The sequence below is a fragment of the Chryseobacterium sp. C3 genome (genome assembly GCF_014218905.1).
GTDB lineage: Bacteria > Bacteroidota > Bacteroidia > Flavobacteriales > Weeksellaceae > Chryseobacterium > Chryseobacterium mucoviscidosis.
In genome coordinates this window covers 136,056-158,657 of the sequence record NZ_JACLCU010000009.1, presented here as the reverse complement: position 1 = coordinate 158,657, position 22,602 = coordinate 136,056, and the positions used below count along the sequence as shown (strand labels likewise).

General features: G+C 35.9%; 13 protein-coding genes. All 13 read right to left on the bottom strand.

Translation table 11 applies throughout. The features are described from left to right. Window position 1: 1 nt before the first annotated feature. Window positions 2-4,141, bottom strand: coding sequence for a methylation-associated defense system protein kinase MAD6 (gene mads6 / locus H6W53_RS18900; RefSeq protein ID WP_098972123.1), 4,140 nt, complete (start codon window positions 4,139-4,141; stop codon window positions 2-4). Then, window positions 4,126-5,547, bottom strand: a complete 1,422-nt coding sequence (mads5, locus tag H6W53_RS18895) for a methylation-associated defense system restriction endonuclease subunit S MAD5 (RefSeq protein WP_098972125.1) — start codon at window positions 5,545-5,547, stop codon at window positions 4,126-4,128. The genes mads6 and mads5 overlap by 16 nt, the downstream gene beginning before the upstream one ends. A 5-nt stretch (window positions 5,548-5,552) precedes the next feature. After that, entirely contained in the window at window positions 5,553-7,565 is a 2,013-nt protein-coding gene (mads2, locus tag H6W53_RS18890; RefSeq protein ID WP_098972127.1) for a methylation-associated defense system DNA methyltransferase MAD2, read from the bottom strand. Then, on the bottom strand, window positions 7,565-8,407 hold the full coding sequence (locus tag H6W53_RS18885; RefSeq protein WP_098972129.1) for a nucleotidyl transferase AbiEii/AbiGii toxin family protein: 843 nt from the start codon (window positions 8,405-8,407) through the stop codon (window positions 7,565-7,567). Before H6W53_RS18885 ends, mads2 begins: the two co-directional genes overlap by 1 nt. Next, a complete protein-coding gene (locus tag H6W53_RS18880) occupies window positions 8,397-9,419 on the bottom strand; it encodes a type IV toxin-antitoxin system AbiEi family antitoxin (RefSeq protein ID WP_098972130.1) in 1,023 nt (340 codons plus the stop codon). Before H6W53_RS18880 ends, H6W53_RS18885 begins: the two co-directional genes overlap by 11 nt. Before the next feature lie 294 nt (window positions 9,420-9,713). Then, window positions 9,714-14,882: an Eco57I restriction-modification methylase domain-containing protein gene (locus H6W53_RS18875; RefSeq protein WP_228426236.1), complete on the bottom strand. Its 5,169-nt coding sequence runs from the start codon at window positions 14,880-14,882 to the stop codon at window positions 9,714-9,716. Then, complete coding sequence (locus H6W53_RS18870; protein WP_098972134.1) at window positions 14,875-15,555, bottom strand: hypothetical protein; 681 nt, start codon at window positions 15,553-15,555, stop codon at window positions 14,875-14,877. Before H6W53_RS18870 ends, H6W53_RS18875 begins: the two co-directional genes overlap by 8 nt. A gap of 69 nt (window positions 15,556-15,624) precedes the next feature. After that, window positions 15,625-17,709 (bottom strand): hypothetical protein, encoded by a 2,085-nt coding sequence (locus H6W53_RS18865; protein ID WP_185208948.1) that lies wholly within the window; start codon window positions 17,707-17,709, stop codon window positions 15,625-15,627. Between the two features lie 62 nt (window positions 17,710-17,771). Further along, window positions 17,772-18,476, bottom strand: a complete 705-nt coding sequence (locus H6W53_RS18860) for a hypothetical protein (protein ID WP_098972136.1) — start codon at window positions 18,474-18,476, stop codon at window positions 17,772-17,774. Between the two features lie 11 nt (window positions 18,477-18,487). After that, the gene (locus H6W53_RS18855; protein ID WP_098972138.1) at window positions 18,488-19,369 is read right to left on the bottom strand and encodes a M23 family metallopeptidase; all 882 of its coding nucleotides are present in this window, start codon (window positions 19,367-19,369) and stop codon (window positions 18,488-18,490) included. 4 nt (window positions 19,370-19,373) lie between these two features. Then, a complete protein-coding gene (locus tag H6W53_RS18850) occupies window positions 19,374-21,362 on the bottom strand; it encodes a type IV secretory system conjugative DNA transfer family protein (RefSeq protein ID WP_098972140.1) in 1,989 nt (662 codons plus the stop codon). Next, window positions 21,362-21,718, bottom strand: coding sequence for a hypothetical protein (locus H6W53_RS18845; RefSeq protein WP_098972142.1), 357 nt, complete (start codon window positions 21,716-21,718; stop codon window positions 21,362-21,364). The genes H6W53_RS18850 and H6W53_RS18845 overlap by 1 nt, the downstream gene beginning before the upstream one ends. 12 nt (window positions 21,719-21,730) lie before the next feature. Next, window positions 21,731-22,600: a conjugative transposon protein TraN gene (gene traN, locus H6W53_RS18840; protein ID WP_098972144.1), complete on the bottom strand. Its 870-nt coding sequence runs from the start codon at window positions 22,598-22,600 to the stop codon at window positions 21,731-21,733. Between the last annotated feature and the right edge of the window lie 2 nt (window positions 22,601-22,602).

Genomic DNA, 22,602 nt, shown 5'->3' with positions numbered 1-22,602 from the left:
GTTAATAGGTTAATTTTTTAATAGCGATTTTGTTATGATTCTTTTTGATCGAATAAAATAGAAGATTATCTGGTGTTACTACAATCTCATCGTAATTCAGATTCTCTAATAGGTTTTTAAACACAATCAATTCAATGAATTTACCTCGCAAATCATTCAACGAAGGGCTAAAACCTTTCTTAATAAAGTAAAGCATTTCATACAAATCTAATGAAATAGCTAACTCAATATGTTTATTTATTTTATGCCTAAAAATTAAGCTATCCGGTTCGTATTCCAGATATTTAATCAAATGGTCTGTGCGATTTACTATCAGTTCAAAATCGCCTAAGGGAAACATTTTAAAAGATTTTCCTCGAACATCTTTTACATCGGTCGAAGCAAGAATTAGATTTTCTTTATCCAACGAATCATTATCACATCCCTCGTTTAAAGAGACCGCTCTTGAAATTACCTGTTTTGTTGTTTCTTCGATTGTAGATTGGGACAATATAGAAACGAAGTCAAAAATAGATTTGTAAGGTAAACGTAATAAATACGAAGGCTTTAAACCTTTATTAGTCAGTTTTTCAGTAGTTTCTTCTGTAGAGATATCTTCCTTAAACCAACTTGTTTTTCCTTCAAAATAATGATGCCTAACAAACGCTTTATGCTTTTCCCTTATCGTTTGAATCAATTCTGGAGTCTGCTCATGTGCTGGAATAAAGTTTTTTTGTTCGTTAAAACTATCTAATAAATTAGATTCTCTTTCCGCAAATACAACATAGTCTTTTGGATTATGATTACTAAAAAACAACTCTCTGTCCAAATGTGGAATCGCAACTTCGCCAACCTCTGTTTCTCTTAAAAGCTTTATTAGGCGATCCTTATTTCCATTATCTTCCAAAATAGGATTGGTGATATTGAAATAATAATATTGCCAATATTTTTCAGGGTTTGAACCTTTTAACAATTCTATCTGCGATATTTCTTCACAAGAAACATCACGAGTAAGCATAAAGGCTATAAAAGAGCGTATATCACGCATTGTGATATGCAATTCGCGTTTTAAACTAACGGTTCTGATCAACCATTCTAAACGATTGATGACTGTTTCTCCAGAAGCCGAATCGTTTAAGGTATCAACATTGTACTTAATAAAACAATCTTTTGCTAATTCACAAGTTTCACATTTTGCCCACAGTGATTTTTGTGTCAATGCTTTTACTTGATTTTTAAATAAACTACCTTCCCCCGAATCATCCGCAACCACAGAACGAAGATTCAAATTGACAATCATTATACCTTCTGGAAGTTCTGTATGACCTTCTTCGTAAAAGTAATCTTCGATTAACTTAGCCAATTTATGATGCTTATTAGAAGTCTTTAAAAACTCGACTAAGCGTCCCTCATTTATCGCAATGATACGCCCTTCTGCTACTTGAGTGTACTGCTTAATATCTTCAAAAGGTTGAAAGAATTTTTCTAAAACGTCATTATTTATTTTGTTTTCTTCATCTTGAGAACCGTCATAGTTACTTTCATAACTTATGCCATTTATTTTAAATCTCGCTCCATTATGATGCGCAAAATGTTCAACATCTTTTACGGAAGGGTGTTGTTCGATCTTCTTAATAAATGCAGTCTTACCGTCTCCTGCATTTCCCGTAATAATAAGCAGTTTGTACTGTCCATCTACAATAGCCGGAATAAGACTTTTATCCAGCTTGGTAGGTGTGTACGTCTGTTCATCCAATTGATGCGCATTGCTGTTTACTCTTGTTCCAAAATTTCCATATTTCGATTGGCTATACAATGAGTTGATATATTGAATAATATCAACATCGGTTGTTATAGTCGTCGTATCTTTTGATTTCGTTTCCGGTGCAATATCTTCTAAAATCTGATCTTCAATGGCAATCAATGCATCGAACATTTCCCGTGCACTTTGAAAGCGTTGTGAAGCATCGGTAGCAATAGCTTTCAATAAAAAGGAAGCAAACTTATCCGATATTCGATGTTCAATTTCTTTAGGATTATTCGGCTGCCTACTTGCCATAGGTGTTTTTGAAGGATGCCACGGATATTGTTTACAAAGCAACTCATACAAAGTTACGCCGAGTGCAAAAGTATCTGTAGATAAATCCCAATTTACCTTATAGTTATCAATGATTTGATCGGGCGCTAAATAGGGAATTGTTCCAACAAATTCACTATTTTTCAAAGTAGAAGAAGCTACATTAAAATCTACTAAGACAAAGCGTTCTCCCTTATCCCAAATGATATTTTGCGGTTTGATATCTCGGTGTATAACAGGTTTTTCTTTAGATTGCATATCTACCAAAGCAGAAAGAATCTCTTTACCCACTTGATATATCTTATGAATAGGAAGTTTGGCATCTGTACGAGCATAATCACTTAGATTCTCCCCATCCAAATATTCCATTACAGTAAAAAACTGCCCCGAAGCGGCTTCATCATTCCATTTGAATTTTACTATATTGGGATGATTCAATTTCACCAATGCCTCGTATTCATCTTTTACAGAACTGAAGTTTACACTTTCATTAAAGAGTTTCAAAGCATAATAAACGTCTTGAATACGATGTTTAACTTTAAATACTTTAGAATAACCTCCTTTACCCAATACTTTGTGAATTGAATAACTGCCAATAGAATCACCTTCTTTTAACTCCTCAAAAGTTGATGGTTTTACAACAGTAGCAATCACAGGTGATGCATCTGCAATAGATTTGCTTTCTATGGCATTGGCGATAATATCTTGTAAGGTTTCTACACTTTCAATTCGTTTTAAGTCATCTGTTAAAATGGTTTGTGAGCAGATTTCATCAATCCATTTAGGCAAGTTGGGATTGATGTATGTTGGGAGTAAATCTGCTTTCAGTTTACCACCCATTTTATCCAAATCGTAAGGCGTTTTGAATGGTTCTTTGTCCGTAAACAACCAATAGATCAAAACCCCTAATGAATAAATATCCGAAACCGCACTGGCATCATTCACAGTCAGTTCCAAAGGATGATAAGCTGTTGCGTTATTTTGATTGATGGTTGGCATAACGGTATATCCTTCTTCACTGTGATCAATGAAATAAGATTTACCAAAATTACCCAGATAAGCATAACCACTACTCAAATAAATATTATCCGGATTGATATCTCTATGAAAAATACTCTCTTTATGGGCTTCTTTTAATGCCACAATTACATTGTTAATGATATCAATCTTTTCTTTGAATGTAAAGGTTTTGACACGAGCTTCTGAACGTAAGGAGTTTTCTTCCAAAAAATCAGAAATTTCATAGAAGAGATGATTGACCTCGTCGATGCGAAACTCTACATTCAGGATAAATGGTTTCGCTTTTAACTTATTGAGTGCGTGATATTGGTTCTTGATTTTATCTTCCCGTTTCTTCAGTTCTTCGGCAGATAAACCGCTTACCTGCAAAGCATATTCTTTAATTCTACGACGTACCGAAGTAACACCTTTTGGTTTTACCAAATATTCCGTAAAATTTGGTTCCTGCTGAATGATTTCCAACACTTCATAACCTTCAATTTCTCTTTTTTGTTCTGGAGATTTCTTGGATTGCTGACCGATTAAGAATTGCATTATTTCTTGTTGAATGTCAGCAATATCATCTTCTGATTTGCCAATGCTGTACGGATCGGTAATAAAATGAGTCAATTTCTTGTTTAATCCAAAGGTAAGCTTTTGTGCTTCGTGGGAAATAATAGGAGGATAAGTATTGTCAAAAGAAAAGGTAAGCATATTTTGAATCCACGCTTTTCCCCAAGCAAAGTTGGCTTCTTTAAGTTTGGATGCTAATATCGCTGTTTTTTGCCTACCTGTTTTTAGCGGATTAGGCATTTGTCTATCATTCAGATACCAATAATGGTCATCTCCTTCAATACGCCCTTTCCAATCTTTGTTTTCAATATTGTAAATACCATGCGGAGCTACCACAAGTAAATCGTATTCCCAGTATTGGATACGATTATTTTTGGGATTGGTAGAAGCAATCTCCACATTTGGGATTAAATAGTAATTATCCGGAAGATGTATCTCCAGATAATCTAGCAATCTCTTTTCCCCGGCATTAACGACCGATTCGAAATAAGGCGGTTTTATGATACTTGCCATAGGTCAATTTCTTTTTCTATTAAAGCAATGGCTTGGTTTTCTTTGACAATAGCTTCGTAAAAGTCTGTGTGAGCTTTACGAACATTCTTGTCTATATAATTCATTTGATCTATATCCATTAGCGGGACAGGTATTTTTGCCAATAGGTTTGGGATTGGTCTGCAAAGTTTTGTGCCAGTTTGCGTTGATCTAATCAATCGGAAGCCGTAATCAGAATTAAGCCAAGCAAACAAGTATCCTGAAGGAATTTCTTCATTAGTTTTCATTCTTATAAATTCTCCTGAAATTAATTGGCTCTCTAATTCTTCGTTTGCAAAAATTGCTCTACAAAAAGTCTCTCCTTCTCCCAAAGTTCCAACTCCTGCTATTAGAACTTCTCCATATTCAACCAACTTGACATTTCCCACAAAATGGCGAGATAATACTTTCCCTTTCTTGTGAATATCAAAAATATCAGACTGATTAAGTAGTTTGATCCCATTTATGGAGTTTGTTTCTAAACGCCTAAATGAACCTGTGGAAAAGAATTTATTTTGATTTAAGCAATTCTCTAAATTCAAATATTTCTTTTTTTGAATTGTATTAATAATTTTCTCAATTCTCTTTGAATAGTTAAATGCATTGATAGAAATAGAAGTAATTTCTTTGGCCTTTCTAACAAAAGTTGAAACATCTCTTCCAATAGCATGATTACCGAAATACTCGTAATCCTCTTTTTCTAAATTCGGCAAATCAAGGCTTTTCTTTAAAAAGGCTTCAACTTTATTCAACAATCTATTCGCTTCAACTCTTAATTCAGATGCCTCCACTATAAGCTGATGAATTTGCTGTTGTTTTTCTTCTGATAAGATAGGAATAGGTAACCTAGATAATGTATTAGGCTCAATTCGGGGAACAACGGAACCGTAAATATATGATTGCATATAATTGTAGGCTGTTTTTGAAGCTAAATAAGCATATAGATAGCCATAAGGTAATTTTGTATCATCTGGATTTACTCGAATAATATCTTGAGAACCTATTACGCCTTCTAAATCTTTTGTTATAAGTCTCACATTACCTACTGTTCCAGCACAACTCACCAAAATCTGACCTTCTTTCAGACTCATTTCTTCCTGTCTTGGTGTATATTTCTTAGAAATTATCTTCGCTACATCAAGAGGGTTTGTATTCATCATATGTTGCGCAGAAATATATGGATATCCATATTTTGTATCATCAACAAACATTCTTTTGAATATACCTCCCGTAAAAACAGAAGCAGACACATTTCCTAAACTATCAAAAGGAAATTCATTATAGATTGCTTTCTCTATTCTTATCTTACCATAATTCATATGATAGCTTGGTTTAAGAATATGAGAGTTACCTATAATTATTCTGGATTTTACCTGACTTACTTCCATTTTATCTATTTTAAAAATTCTAAATATGCTTTTGAAATTTTAGGCAAATCATCATCCAACAGCCGTTGTTTTTCAACACGAGTTTTTACAATTGGCTTCCCATCTTCCGGTCGATAGGCTACATATTTATTCTCCACCGGGAAAATAATTTCAGCTCCATCTTCATCTCGTAAATAGATTGGATTACCTCTTCGGTCTTTTCCTAACTTTTCGGCTATTGCCATAAATACGTCATAATCTTCTTCTCCTTCGTGGGCAATATTTCTTTCATTGGCAGATTTCTTTTGTAAGAACAAAAGAGAGGCTTGTACGCCAACTTGTGGGAGAAATGCCTCCACAGCTAAATCTACCGAAGCTAATATTTTGAACTTATCTAATATCCATTCTCTAACAGGCAAGGTATTGGGATTACCTAAAATACCATCTGGCAATACGATAGCCATTTTTCCGTCTTCTTTCAAAAAATTGTAACAGGCTTCTATAAACAACACTTCTGGGGCATTAGAATATTTGGATAATTCATAATGAATCGCAATATCTTCATCGACCTTTACTTTTGCTCCAAATGGAGGATTGGTAAATATGATGTCAAATTTCCCTCTGGCACTATTACCGTAAATACCCTCATTATCTTTCATTGCCTTTAAACTCCGATTGATTGCTTTTTCAATTTTCTCAATTTCTGTAGGATGCTCCCAGTTAGGATAAGCCAAAGAATTGACGTGAAAAATATTAGCGTGTCCGTCACCTGCCATTACCATATTCATTCGAGCCGCTTTCTTTAAATCCGGATCAAAATCAAAACCGAATATGCTGTTTTCTGCATATTCGCGAACTCTTTCGTTTACTTCGTAGGTGTTATATTTTGCAGCAAGTAATACTTCATCCGTAATTTCTGGATATAGTTTTTCTGCTATTTGTTTGCGAACATGATCCAATACCATGACCAAAAAACCTCCCGAACCGCAGGCAGGATCCAACACTCGTGTATTTTCATTTGGATTCATCATTTCTACCATCGCTTTGATGATGTTGCGAGGTGTGAAAAACTGACCAGCTTCTTGTTTCAGGGTATTACTTACAATGGTTTCATAAGCTAAACCTTTTACATCTACAGAAGCATCAAGGAAGGAGTATTTTGCCAATTCCCCTGCAATAAATGCAATTCCTTTGTCGGTTAATTCTATTGCTTCATTCCCATCAAATACATCCGAAAAAGTGCCTTCTGTTTTTAATTCTTCAAAAATTTTCTTAATTCTTTCTGCAACGGCTTTTCTACCTTCAACAGTATTTTGTTCTTTTACACCCACCCAAAAATAACGACGATAAGAAATACCGTCTGGCTGAGGCATAAAACGTCTTTTCTCATCATACAATTTACAGAAAATAAGATAGAGCAATTGCCAAAACGCATCTTTCTTCCGACCTTCATTTCCATAAATATAATCGTGCGAACGCTTAAAAACTTTGATTAACGAATCGTTTGCAGGCTTACGGCTATGCGAACGGTCTCCACGGTTTAAATCATCTAGGGTTTCGCCCAATCCCGGGAAATCAGATAAATCGGTAAAAGTATAATCAAAACCTATCTCGTCATCTTCTTTTTGTAAATACTTGATATCCGTGCCGTTTGTCCATAATCCGAATTCACAATTATCAGCGGCAGCCAAAGCATTCTCCAACGTAATAGTTACGCCTTTTTTCTTGTCGTTTTCCTTTATCTTTTCGTCCTGTACAATAGCAATTCGGATAATTTGATCTTGTTCGTGTGATTTCCCTTTTTCAAAAATAACGAGTTCAATCTTTTGTTTTTTATTTTTTCCGGTATCCGGATCGGTATAAATAATATTAAAATCCCGTTCCATATCGGTCAGATCAAAACCATACTCTTCGTTAAGCATACGGATTATGGACTGTAGGTTATTTTCCTGTGATGTTGCTTTTCTCGGTTTTTCCGTAAGAATACACATCACTTGATTGTCTTCTAATATTTGTTCTATTGTATTATTGATTCCCATTATTTTATTTTCTGGTTAAGAATTTGAAAGCAACATAGTATGTCTTCAAATTTGATATGATTTGTTTCTAGTATTTGATTGAATAAAATACTGTCTTCTTTTGCATTTATTTCTTTCTCCATAATCGCTTTTAATTTTGCTTTGTTATCTTCATTGTCAGATAAGAGCATATTGATATCTATACCTAATAGAGCTGCTCCAGCTTTTGTTATAGTAAAATTTTTTATATCATACACTTCTTCGTAATACTCCGCTGCGGCTCTTTCTTCGTGAATATTGAGATAGTTCAATAGAATAAATCCCATATCATCCGCGTCTTTATTACCTTTATGATGCCTGTCTTTCCAAGCAACCAATTTCAAAATAAAAATTCCTGCCAATGAAACAATATCAATCTCCAATGTGTCATCTATCTTAACCCTGACCAAATCCTTTTCTGCTTCTTCAAAACCCAATACGGTCATTGCAAAAGACTGGTCAGGCGGCCAGAATATTTTGTCTTCAGCAGTTGTAATCCCACCATACGGAACTATATCTAATTGAAAATCATTTAGATATAAAAACCGTTGTTGCTGTTTTGGATCTTTTTTAAAATCAGGCAGTTGCGTTATTTCGTATTCAATAGTTTTGAATTCCTCCCATTTATCCACAGCTATGGCAATATCTATGTCTTGAGTTCTTCTACCAGATCTTTCTCCGTGAAGTTCCATAATGATATCCCTTGCAGTTGCTCCGATGACGAAAAATTTGATTTCCAATTTTTGAAATACAGGGATTAATTCTGTCAACAATTTTTTTAATAATGGATGCTCCAGTTTTTCACTTGATATGTTATAATCCATTCTCTAGAATAATTTTAGCCGTTTCTATATTTCTATTATTACCGGTTCCTAATAAATCTGCATATACAACCAAAGGAGGAGCAGCATTTTCATTTTTTAAATAAAGACTATCTGTCCAGAATCTGCTATACAATTCAATGTTTCCTGCTTCGTCCGGAACAAGTTTCAAATCTTTTGCAACTTTGCTTATCTCTTCGTCTGTATATATAATATAATCCTTTGGTTTTAAATGTCCGGTTAAAAGTTCACCACCAGGCTCGCCTCCGCAATAGAGTTTCATATTATTATTTATAATATTATTTGTATTAAACTCATTTCCTAAAGCCCGCATTTTTCTTTTAAAAGTGCGAGGCTTTAAAAGCTCATTATATGCTATTACCCATCGCTCAATTATTTCATCCTGATTTTTTAGAACTCTTTTGTTTCTTGTTTTTAACAAGTAGTGGCTTTCTTCTAATTCTTTTAAAATATTACTTACAGATCCTAAAGCAATCCCTGTTTTTTCTGCCAATTCTCTATAGGAAAATTGTAGTGTTTCAGGATTAGAGACAAGTAGTAGTAGTAGTTTTAATCCCGCTTCTTGAAATGCTCGGGTTTGATTAGTTTTTTTATTTATTTTTCCTTTCTTACCTTCTATATATATAAAGAAGTTGTTAGCTTTTAAAAAAGCATTTCCGGAAGCATCTAAGTAATTGATGTTATTTTCTTTAAGCTCTAATGCTGTTTTTTTAGTTAAGTAGTCAGCAATGACTACATTGCTTTTTGCATGATTAATTTCTTTCAAACTAGACATAATGATTCCATAATTTGCATTTTTTGCATTTTTCTTTGCAATACAATAAAATGTTTGTTCATTGATTTGAAGCACTACATCATAGCCTTCCCTAAAACTTTCAATGGCAATAGGAAGGCCTGTTATTTCTTCTAATGAAGCAACAGCTTCATAAACAAAATCATTATCTCTATACATTTTCTTGTTCAATAAAATTAAGCGTTCAGCAGGAATGAACATTCAAAAATAGTGAACAAAAATAGATTAAACAAACTTTTAGAGAGAAAAGTACTTTAAATTTTTCTACCGCCTTTCTTCTTTTTTTTCATCCAATTAGCAAACAACTATTCCTCCTAATTCACACCTGTGCCTCGGGTAAAAAGCTGAATAAACTAATATCAGAATTAGAAATGCTATTGTGAAAGAAACTCCAAAAGGTCGTTAGCTGGTAAATTGTTTTATATTGATTTTGGAAACAAGGAAACTTAATTACCTGAAAAAAGATGAAGTGAAAGAATCTCTACATATTTAACACTATCTTTTTCTTCCCACAGTCGATACATTTTCCAGATTTATGCTTTCTCTCGGTAATAGTATTACGTCGACAGAATTTTTAATCGCCATATAATCAGCAGTATTTACTTTCAGTAAAGCATTATGCAGAATTAAATTTTCATCTGCTCTTTCTTTTACATAATTTATAAGCTCATTCATTTTGAGTTGCTTTGCTTTTTCCTCCGTATATTGAGTAATTAAATTATCTTTTATCTCCGGAAGCTCTTCCAGTTTTTTATCCAGCTCCGCTATTTTATCCTCTGTAGCCCTTGTTTGCTTCTCAATTTCTGTAACATTCACTCCTTTTTCAGCTAAATTCTGGATTGCTTTTTGAACCTCATCTTTTGCGAGATCAATCGTTTTTTGATACGACGGAAGCTGGTTTTTCCAATATTCTGAGTCCTCTCCTTCTTCTTTAGAATACCCTAAAATCCTGTTATAACTATACTCTGCTTTGGTCACTCCCTCCTGAACTTTGATAAAATCCTCGTATTTCCTTAATACAAAGGCACTATCCGCAAGGTGTTTGTTTTTCTCACTTTCAATCCGTTTTTTCATCAGTTCAATCTCAATATTAGCCCTTGTTTCCGGATTGGTAATGATTGATGTCTTGAGCTCCTGGGTACTGATATCCGAAACATCCAATACATCCGCCCCTTTTTTCATGGCTTCTAAATATCGTGCCTGTTTAGCCTGCAATTTTTGAAGCATAAAGACATCAATACTGTCATTGGTTAGCATAAAATTGACTCGCACATTTTCATTTTTATTCCCTTGTCTCCATATTCTTCCTTCCACCTGTCGTAAAGAAGTAAAATTATACGGTAAAGAAAGCAGATAAAGATCGGTTGTGTTTTCCTGAAGGTTCATTCCTTCCTGAATGGCTTCGCTGCCTATAATAATTTTAATCTTCCCAGAATTAAAATCATCCTGGATTTTTAACCTGTTAGGTTTACTTGTTGCTCCGGTAATGATTCCAATCTCTTCAGGTTTATAACCAATTTTCTGTACAAGATATTCTTTCAATTTAGGAAATTCTGCAACTGCTAGTTCTGAATAAATAATCTGTCCTGAATCCGGAATGTCTTTTTTATTCTGCCGGATCAGCTCCATCATCTGCCTTAGCTTCGGAGAGTTCTCTATAAATTCCTGCAGAGAAGGCTCTTCTCCATCATAATAAGGTGACAAATACGGAGAAATGGCAATCAACCTTGCATTAAGGATATGGGTAAGAATCGCTCCTTTCTCCGTTTCACTAAAGCTTTCATTAAGCAAATCATATTGCTCTTTCGTCAGGTCATTCTGTTCAATCTTGTATTCTTTATTGATTTTGTTGGGACGCTTCAATTCTGGGTTGTCTTCTTCTCCTTTGATGTCAATGAATTCAGAAAGCAGCTGCTGAAACAAAGAATTATTCTTAAACCTACGGACATTCGCTTTGAATTTCACATCACCTTTAGCATCAATTTCCATATCATTATCTGCCTCCATAAAGGTTTCAAAAAATGTATTGACATTGAAGTAACCGGACTCTTCCAAGCGTTTATTAGCGATCAGGGATAAAATGGAATAATACTCCAAAGGCTTGTTTGTAAAAGGGGTAGCAGAAAGCAGTGTAACATTCCTGCCATCATTCTTATCCTGAATGTATTGCGCCGCCATCCAGGTATTGATTCCCAGTTTTGAGGTCTGCTGGTTTTGGCTCCTGAAATCCGAAGCAAATCTACGGTCTTCTACTCTAACCTTCCCTACGATATGATTGGCATTATGGACTTCATCATAAGTAAGATGGTCAAAGCCAAAATCTTCCCAATCATAGATTTTACCACGTTTCATTTTTCCCTCCAGTTCTTTTTCTTTCTCCAGTTCTTTCTGAAAATCCCTTTCGCTAATGGAATTAACACTTTTTAGTTCACTTTCTGAAATGTAAGAAAATCGGGAAGCCAGCTCCTGGGTAATATTTTCAGAAAAACCGATATTATTAAAGCCTTCATAGGTAACTATGGTAATCTCTCCGTCCTTATTATCAAACTTTGAGAGATCATAGTCTTTACCCAGGTTTCCCAGTATATTCACTTTCGCATGAGGAATGGTTTCAAAAATTGTTTCCACCCATTGTTTGAGAATACTCTCGTTGGGAATAACAATTAAAGGTCTTTTTGCATTTCCACGCTCCATAGCTTCGTGCATAGATAAGATTCCGGATAAAGTTTTCCCAAAACCAACCTCGTGAGCTAATAATCCAACTCCTTTTGTGGTTTGTCTTCCGATTCCAGCTTTCTGAACTTCCGTTAGTTTTAGTTCTCTTCCTTTGAAATTAAGATGAATTTTAGAGAACAGCGGAAACTTGGAATAATCAGGAACATGGATATTATTATAGTTTCTGTTAAAGTCATTTACGAAACGCTGTCTTAGTTCATCCGATAACTCTTCTCTCAAAAATTTATAAAACAAATCGTTAGCAGCAGCTTTTCTCCTTTCACGGACGAGAGCATTTCTTTCTTTATCGCTTCCCGTAACGGTTTCATTATCCACAAAGCCTCGGACTTCCCATGACGATGACCCCGCAAAGGCATCGCTGGGTAAACTGCTTACAAAATCCTTAAATTTCTCTGCTAATGTATAATTTTCAATGACCGGCTCTGTGCTTTTTGTAATTGAATTATATCGTAACCTTTCAATAGTCCCTAAATTAAACTGATGAATGAATTCATGGTTAGGGCTGATATAAATTTCATCAAGGGATTTAGGCTTGGGTAAAACGCTTTCTAATAAGAATTTTTGCTTTTCGTATTGATTTTCCGTTCCCCCAATAGCATATTTATCTGCAAAGTCTCTTTCCAATTGTTCCAACTTTGCACAAATATTCCCTTCGGCATAGTAAAAATCATGTACCCATTTTCCGTCTATATAGTTGGCAAATTGATAGTGCTTTCCTCGATTATGTAAAGTTCCGTCATATGAGGTCTCCCTGAAAGCTTCGACCTGTTCGTTTGAAAGCTCAGAGCTGTTTTGAAGTGATGTATTTACAATATCATCGGATTTGAGGAATTGATACTTTAGAACTCCTTTTTTAAGCTCCGGTTTGGTCTGAATTCTATACTCTGTAGTTTTTTCATTTTGAGACTGAATAATTTTCTTCGCTTTTTGGAGGATTTCATCAATTAGGCTTTGATCGAATTTCTTTGGCTCGCTGGCAATTTGGGATTGAATCTTAGCATACTTCTCAATCTCCTTTATAACGGCCGGAGATTTGAATTTTACAGAATTAAGTGATGAAAGTACCTGTTCAACCTTTTCCTGGACTTCAGTAAGATTTATCTCACCAGGCTCAGAATCTACAATACCCTCCTGGTGGGTCTCCGTTTCATTATTTTTTAAGATGATTTTAGGTTCTTCTTCAGCTTCCAGGAATAAATCTTCAAAAAGATTCCCGATTCTTTCGGTTTCTTTTTTGCCTCTCAGCTGGTCAATTCTTATTAAAGCATCCTCTAAATTTCCGTGAATATAGTTTTCCTGACGTCCAAACCGATTGGTTTTCTGCCGGGTTTCACCCAGAATTTTTTCCGGATTAATTTCAAAATAGCTGGAAATATCTGTGGAAATTTTCTGAGGGTCTTTTCTTAGAATAATAATATCCGTACCAATGGCAGTTCCGGCAAAAGCACCGCTGGGCAAGCGGTATCCCTTCATTAATTCGGCATTGTTCAATTGGTTTTGACGGTTGAGCCAGCCCGAAGGCAGTACCATCGCCAAAATGCCACCGGGTTTTAAGGAATCTAAAGAACGTTTGACAAAATAATCTTCATATTTTGAGATTTTCGGCTCTTCACCCAAACCTTTATATAATCCCCGATGTTCTCCGTAAGGTGGGTTACCAATAACCAGATCATATTTTTCGGAAAATCCTTTTTTGCCACCTTTCTCATCAATAAATTCCGTTTCAAAGGAACGAAGATGGATATCAGCTTCGGGATGAAGGATTTTTGCTATTCTGGCTGTGGTTTCGTTGATTTCAAAAGCCGTAATACTGGTTTTTATACCCAAATCTTTTGCAGCATGGAGAAAGTTTCCTGTTCCTACACTGGGTTCCAATATTGAAATTTCCTGACGGCTTTTAAATCGGTCTTTGATTAAATTGCGGACGGCATCCACAATCCTTGAATCGGTGTAGTATTCATCTAAAATCCCTCTGCCTTCTTTCGCTGTTCCACCGCTTTTGAACTGCCTACAAATATCTTTCAGTTCATCAGTAGGGCTAAGATTTTCATTTAGAGAAATTTTGTGATTCCCCGAAACAAAGCAAGCTGCGGAAACCACTTCTGCAACTTGCTCGTTGGTCAGCTTCTGACCTCTATACTTTGAAATGAGAATATCTAAATCCTCATTATTTTTATTGGATAAATCTAATCCTGATCTATTGGATAAAGTTCTCCCGGATACGATTCCGCCCACGGAATGTTTTCTTCCTTCATTTTCTTCATCATTCTGCGGTTGTGCTCTGTCATTGGATCTTTCTCTTGTTCCTCTGTTTCCAGAATCGCTCCGCTTTGTGCCTTCAAATCCATTTCCAGCATGGTGGCTGCCCATAGCTTGTCCTCCCGGGTGATTTCCGTTTTGCTCGGATTGGCTGCTTTGGAGAGGCTTTCCAGAATTTCGTTCAGAAAGTTCGGATCCCACGTACTGAGTGTTGGGAATTCCGTTTCGTTTATTATTAAGGTTTGCATCTTCTGAATTTTTTGGTTCGACTAAAATAGTATTTTTATTTTGAAGATCTAGTTTGTTTTCTAAATACTCACTTAGGCTTTGATTACCGTTTTCTGAGATTCCATATAAGGGACGAATGTCCTTTATATTTTTCCCGTTTAATTCATTAAGGATTTTCAGGGTCATCATATTTCCTGTCCGATCTCCATCCAGGCAAAGGAATATTTTCCCCTCATAGTTCTGATACCTGTTAATAAACTTTTTGGTATTTGCACCGGAATGAATGGCAACAAGGGTTCTGTTATTATTCTGATTATTTAATTTCAGCAGTTCCAGGAATGAATGCCTGTCCTTACTGCTGTTAAAAACAATCAGTTCATTTTTATTCCCTTCTATTACGGAAATATCATCGATATTATATGCTAGCTGATTTTCATTCACTTTCCCGTTTTTTTTCAAAATGATTAAATTCAAAAAGTTCTTTCGCAGTATCATCCCAGTTTTTTCTGGGCAGTAATTGAAGCGTTACAAAAACGTCCTCTTTTTTATTGTAAGAATCAATACGTTCCAACCGTCCATGATAATCCTTTTCGGCATGTCTGTACAGCGAATAAGGTAAAATAGTGTCTGTCGGATAGATATAAAATCTTGTGTACGTCCAGGGAGAATTAATCTCAAAACGTTTGTATTTCTTATGGAATAAAACCGTGTCTGGCAGATTTCTTCTGTTCCTGTAGTTGGGAATCCATTCTTTTGAAAACACAGCTCCTTCTTTCTTTTTCCAAACCAGAAAAGGCTGTTGTTTCCTGGAAAGATCAGAAAAGATGAGATTACGCTCCATGAGGTCAATGGGATAACAGAGTGAATCCCTGATATAATACACCTGTCTGTTAATTTCAGGAAATGAAAGGTCAGGAACATATTCTATAAGCTGATCCTGAGAATAATTTATTTTCGATACATGAAAACTCTGCATGTTGTCCAGCCCCTTGGACGCATTAAAATAGACATTGGAAATCAAATCAATTCCGCCTTTCTCGGATTTGATTTCTTTGTGACAGGAACTGATAGTGAAAAGAAAAAGCAAGTATGGCAGTATTAAACTTATTTTCATATGGGTAGATTTTAAAAAAGCGGCAAATCATCATCAGACTTACCGCTTTCAGATAATAGGTAGGAAATTTTATCGTTTGATGCTTTGCTCTCTTACATTGGCTTTATCATGTTCTCTCTCATCTTCCAAACCCTGTAAAGGCTTGTTGGTATTGATCCTGTTCATATCCTGATCATACAGGTTCAGATTTTTGTACTGGGGATTAAGAACCGCTTTTCCCTCTATAACCCCTTCATCCAATTCAAACTTCACCTTAACCACGTTGCCTTTTTCCAAAGATTTTATCGTATTCTCCTTATATTCAGGCTTATCAAAGACCAGATTGGACTTTTCTACAATTTCAGCGGTATCAATACCATAGTTTTTATAAAAATTCTGGAAATTATAATTTCCTTTTTCTGTTTTAGGCTCTTTAAAGTCGAGCTTGACAAAAGCAGGCTCCAACTGGTCTGTTTTCGGATTGTGAAATTCTATTTTCACAGAACGTCCTTCCAGAAGATTAACAGCCTCTTTAGCAGTAAAGGTGCTTTCTTTACTCACATAAAAATTGTGGGAAAAGCTTTCATTTTTTTCATTTTTCAACGTTGCCTGGTAGGAATTAAAGAAAACACCTCCTTTTTCGCTTTTGTTGAATTTTAAAATAAAATCTACGGTATTTCCGGGCAATGCTTTGTCGGAGTATGTCTTGATTTCAAACTGCTGTTTGCTAGACTCAATACCTTTTTCCAGGTCTTTGTGAAGTTCTTCTGCTTCTCCAAAACCAAGGTATTTTAACTGGTCTTTTAGGTATTGAACCTGATCGAATTCTTTTGTTGTTTCCATAATGTTGGGATTTTGATTGTTATTAATTGATTTATGATGAATCAGGGCCAGAAGTCTTTTTATTTCACTATCAATAAAAGACATAGCAATGATATCATCGTTCACTTGTTCTATTTTATACTGGTCTTTCTTTAGCTTTAATAGATTTTCTAATTCGCCATCTGACAGATTCATTAATTCACTGCTGCTATACCCTTCGATGGTAGTTTCCACATGGGGATTATTTTTTTCCATTTGAAGGGACGATGTTATTTCATACATTTTCCTATCATTATTAGCATGAATTACTGACTGATCTGTATTAATGGCTTTAATTGTTGCTTTAGTTTCAGCAGAAAACCGATTAGAAAGGTCATACAGTAAGGCTTTGAATGCATCCGGTCTTCTTTCGACATTGGAATCATGGATCATATGAATATCAAAATTGTACCTGTCAAAAACTAAATATGCATTTTCTAAAAAAAGATTATATTTTTCTATCTTTAGCTTATAGGATTCCTTTGCTTTCTCATAAGAAGATTCTCCCCTATCATAAGACTCATCTCTGAAGTCGTAAAAATCAGGCTGTAGTGGTCGTTCTGTAAAAATGTATGTCAGAACTTCCTTTCTTAACTGTTCATCTGCATTTTGAAGAAATAATGCCAGCTCCAACGTCTTAATAGATTTCGGATGGGTAAAATCAAACATACTTTCCTGCTCATTTTCATAATATTGAGTAAGCATATCCTTGAGTTCATCAAGCTTCGATTCTCTGTTCTCTACACTACCTAAATTCTCTTGTATAACATTTCGAGTACCGGGATAAAAACTCAGATTATCTTTAACAAGTTCATTCCTGATATTTTTTATTTTTTCTTCACTGGGTACTGATTCTCTACTTTCAGGATAAGAAACATTCATGTCATTTTTAGAATTTTTATACCCAAGAATCTCTAAAAACTTGATTTCTCTCACCGTAAAGACTCTCTCACCATCCTGAAAAAAATGTTCAGGTGATGTATTTTCTTTTTCTTTTACAAAATCTTTATAAGCCCGGGTTAGAGGAGTAATATTCTTATCATACCAGCTTAGATCATTTGTTGTTCGCATAATGCCTGGATTTTGATTGTTCGTAATATGGTCTTGTAATTGTTGCCCTAAATTGATGGGTCGCAAATCAAATGGTTCTGCATCCAGTCCGTAATCAAACGTATAGCCAATAGCTTCGCATTCTTTCTGAAAAATCTCACAATCATTATAATCAAGCCCCCAGTATGCTGATTTTTGCTGCCATTTATCACAGACTGCTTTCAATTCTTCCGGAAGAAGCTCATAATCTTCAAATAAATCCATTTTAAAATTTTATTTTGAGATTTTATATATTCTGAAATAGTTTATCAGAGGCATCCATAGGACTATCTTCTAAACCTTCGCTTTTCTTCTTGCTCCTGCTCCTCTTCTTCTCTCATCTGGTTGACATCTTGATAAAGATCCGGGTCGTTTACATTCAACCTGATATCAGATTTCTCTTGTTTTTGAGAATCATTATGCTGCCTGGCAAGAACTCCATCAACTGTACTTATCTCTTTGGAGATAATATTCAGATCATTGGTAATTTCTTTAGCGATCTCGGGATATTGGTCAATTTTATCCTGAAGGAAATTTTTCAGTTTTTGCAATTCTATTTTATATCGCCCGGTTTCAGTTGCATCTCTTAGATCAGCAATAATAGCAGTCAACTCCGTGGTATGCCTGATGAAATCAAACTCGGCTACTTTGCCGGTGTCCTGATCGAAAATAAAAGCTTTCTTTTCTATCGCCGAAACCTCCGGTGGCAATTTATTTGAGAATTTCTTTATATCGGAGTATTCGATTCTCGTTTCACTGTTTTTAAGAATTTCCGAGATGCTTTTGTCTCTTTCCAGGAAGATAACCTTCAGCCTGGTATTATTATCCGTGAGCTGAAAGGTTGCCCTGTTCTTATCGTTGTCAGCGACAATGGTGTATCCCTGTAGGAATCTCTGAATATCTTCTGCGCTTAGTTTTTTGGAAAATGTATGGTCTTCACCAATAATTCCATATTTTTTCAGTTCGTCTGTGGGTAAATTGCTGTTTTTCATTGTTAATGTATTTAGTAGGGGTTGTATGTTGCTGTCTCAGTATTATGATAGGTTGCCATGAGATGAGTGGCTTTTATTAAATCATTTAAAAAATGAGTAGGGTTAATGCTTTGTCCGAATTCTTTCACCGAAAAATGCAGGTGAGGCCCTGTAGAATTCCCGGTATTCCCGCTTCTTCCCAAGATAAATCCGGCTTTCACGAACTCTCCGGTCCGATAATAAATCTCTGAAAGATGCAGGTAGCTTGTCTCAAATCGGCCATAGTGGAGGATCTTGATATAATTGCCTCCGGTCGCTGACCGCCCCACTGCCGTTACGACTCCGTCCATGACTGCATATACATTTTCATAATATGCTTTCAGGTCAATACCATTGTGCATTTTCCGGTTTCCGGAAATGGGATGAACCCGTGTCCCGTAAGAAGAAGTGATCGCCATCTTACCCGCCAAAGGCATTACAACTTTTGATAAAGATTCTTTAGGCTCCTCCACAAAGTCATATAAAGCCGGGGAACTTTGATTTTCTAAAAGATCCATTTGTTGTTCGGCTCTACGCTTGGTGGCCAATAGCAAAGAATCTTTAATTTTTTGAAAGCTCTCTTTTCCAGAATTATTGGTATGCTTGTACTTTTTTAACAGTATTTTTAAAGAATCCAATTCATTTTTTAAATCCGACCTTGTTGTCGTATTGAATATTTTTTTCCAGAAATTTTTCCCATTTTTGGGATCAATAGGTTTCTCTTCTTTTGTAAATTCAACATGGGATTGACTTTGGGGCTTTTGAGGCTGTGCAGGCATTATGGTATTGAATTGGGCAAACGTAAAACTGTTTACCAACAGAAGCATGAAGACCACCATCTTGTAAATTCGGTTGCTAATTATTTTACTCTTCATATGATTATGCTTTTACTGATTCTCTGACAATTAATTCAACTTCCTTATTGATTTTCCTGAAGTTGGTCATTAGGACTTCTTCTTTGCGGTTAACTCCTGCCCTATCCACAAAGGAGTAATAGGAAGGCATGGACGGAAGTTCTGCTTCCTCTTTTTTAATACTTTTCATATCCAGGTTTATTTTACCGTTCACAGCAGAGGTTTTGTATTCTTCGGTATCATTTTCTTCTCCCTGGGCGATCATCCCCACCATTTCTCCGGTTTTAAGTGCTGCAATTTTTCCGGCTGGAATCATATGGTCCATTTTCTCATTGATACTGGTGGTCGTACCTTGCTGGGAGATGGATTGGGAATACGACTTCTGCTTTATTTTTCCAAATAATTTTTCGAGCCAATCCAAGGTATTCTTATCCCTTGCAGAGCCGGACAGGATATTTCCGACAATGGCAGAAATGGTATCTGCAACTTCTTTCTTATAAAACTGGCGAAGCTGTGGAAGCTCCTGAAGCCCTAGCATTACAGCAACCCTGTTGCTTCTTGCCGTAGCAACGACATTATCAATTTTATGGATGTAAATCGTAGGAAATTCATCAGCAATAATACCTCCCGGAAGATTACCTTTGGAGTTGATCAGTCTTAAAGTCCTGTTAAGCACCGAAGAATACAAAGCAGAGTTGATGTCCTGAGTTCCCGGGTCTGACGCTAAAATAACAATGGAAGGATTGTTCCTGTCTGTTATTTTGAGTTCCACTTCATCTCCCGAAAACACCCAAAAGCTTTCTTTGGTAGCCAGTCTGGAAAGGAATATTTTCAATGTTCCTACCTGCCCTTCCAATTGGTCAAAAGCTTTGTTATCATAGGCGGATTTAAAAGGCGATAATAAAGAATACAATTCTTCGTGTCCAAAAAGGGTATCAAAAATTTCCTTGTAGCTTCGGTTCATAAAGGAAAGGATGTGAGGCAGATCCGAGTACTTTCCGTTTTCGTGGGTTGCAAAAAAATAAATGCAGGATGAAAGGAAATTGATCGCTGATTGGGTGAAGAACTGGTCAGCCCCACCTCCGGAACTGGTACTGCCTTTTTGTAAAGAAGACACCATAGCCTCAGCCATTTCCTGTGCTTCTGCTAATGTCTGCACATATTTTTTGGCGAACGGGTTCACCCTTTTGGATTTCTCAACTTCATTGAGGTTAATAACATAAAAATTGTAATTATAACCTGATTCCTTACTTTTTTTGAATAAATAGTGGTAATAAGCGATCTGCGCCAGGTCGGGAAACTTAAAATCGTAAATTATCAGACAAAATCCTTTAGCTATCATCTGCCTGATCGCGGGATTGATCACTCCAAAAGATTTACCGGAACCTGGCACACCAATCACCATCGTCCCCCGGAAAGGATTAATATTCATCCAGCCTTTATTGCTTTTCCCTTTATACCGGAATAAATAAGGAATATTAATCATCATGTCGGATTCTACTAATTCCTGGTTCTGGTCAAAAGATTCTTCCTCGACATTCCATCGGTCTTTTCCCATTTTCTGCTGCATCAGCTTAGAGATGCTGTCAGCTCCCATTTGAAGAACAACCGCTCCCAAAAACGATAAAAAAGCATACACCACCTGGTAAAGACTCATTCCGGGAAATATTTTAGGAAGTGAAGGATTTCCGGCTTCACGCTCCCAAACCAGAGAGGAAAACATCATCAGGAGTCCCAATACCATAGGAACTACTATTTCCATAGCGATATGAAGGTCTTTCTTTTTCTTAGCTTTTGTTCCTACAGCCACTAATCCTATCAATAGTAGTGTCGCCAGTTTAGCATTGACAGGAGGATAAATGAAGCTCATTCTGGAAAAATTCTTCAATAAGTTGGAAACCACCGGAATATTGGCATGCAGATAAAATAGTGAAGCACAATCCAACGCCACAACGGCATATACCGCCTTCTGAAGGAAGCCGTAAATCCTGATCTGATGTTGTTGTTCTTGCATTAGGAATAGTGTTCAAAAAAATTGTCCAGTGATGGCTCCTTCTCAGCCTGGTTATCATGCTGCTTCTGCCGTTGCAATTTTTCATGATGTTCCAGTATTTTAACAAGATCAGCCTTCAACACATTCAATTGGTCAATAACTTCATATCCTCTTTTTTTAACCCTATCGATCATACAGGAGTAACTTTCCTCTTCAGACATTTTCTCAAACTCATTTTTAAGGATTAATAATTGCTCATAATCCTTTGCATATTGGTTCCATTTTTTTCCAAAAATGATGAGACCAACACAGCAGTATACAGTTGCAATTAGCATTAGTCCATATACTATAATTGCGATAGTTATAAAATTGTCCATAGTATCAATTATTTAAAATGTATCGGCTTTAAGGATATCAGAGTAGTTGATCTTCATTTCGATGGTTCTTCCTGAGAGCTGTTCTTCGATCAGGCGGATCATCATCACCTTAGAATTCGGGAAAGTGAATTTTTTGAACACATAAATATTCCTGAAATTCTTCCTGAAATGCTTTTGAGGGTTCAGCTGAAACACTGGAGTTATTTCAACACTCTGATTGTTGGTCGCCTTATGGATCTTTTTATCTTCTACGGAGAATTTCAAAGCTTCTATATCATAACTTAAGTTGGAATTGTTTTTAAAGGTCATATCCAGGAATATATAGTCACTGATGACATAGACATTATTGAGCTGAACACTGAGCCCCAGGTTTTTCTCTTCCCGAATCGGATTTTTTTCTGATTTTTTCTGAATAATGTCCATCGCAAATTTTCTCAGCTCAAGATTGGAGAAAGCCATTTTATCAAATTCTATGGGCTGCATTTCCTCCGGCTGAATATGAATATTAGTAATGGTATTCAGGTTTTCAGAATTTCTGTAAACAGCTTTGTACTGTGCAATAAAAGACTGCCCCACCACCGTGATAATGCCGAGGTTCGGCTTCCATTTTTCTTGGGGTCCATATCCTGATTCTTGTGTCTTGGTTACCGAATCTCTTTCTACAATTTTAATCCGTGCAATCTGGCTTGAAGGTAAGTCTCCCGTGAGTTGCTTAGTGGACAGATCCACATACTGGATAGGTTCCGGAGAAATAATATGAAGGCTGATTCCTTCAGTAATTTCTAGTTCCGGTAAATCCGAAATGAGCTGTTCTTTGGTTGCTGTTTGCGCCGTAAAAAGCTGTGTTATGAAAATCAGTAATGTGTACAATATGGCTTTCATTT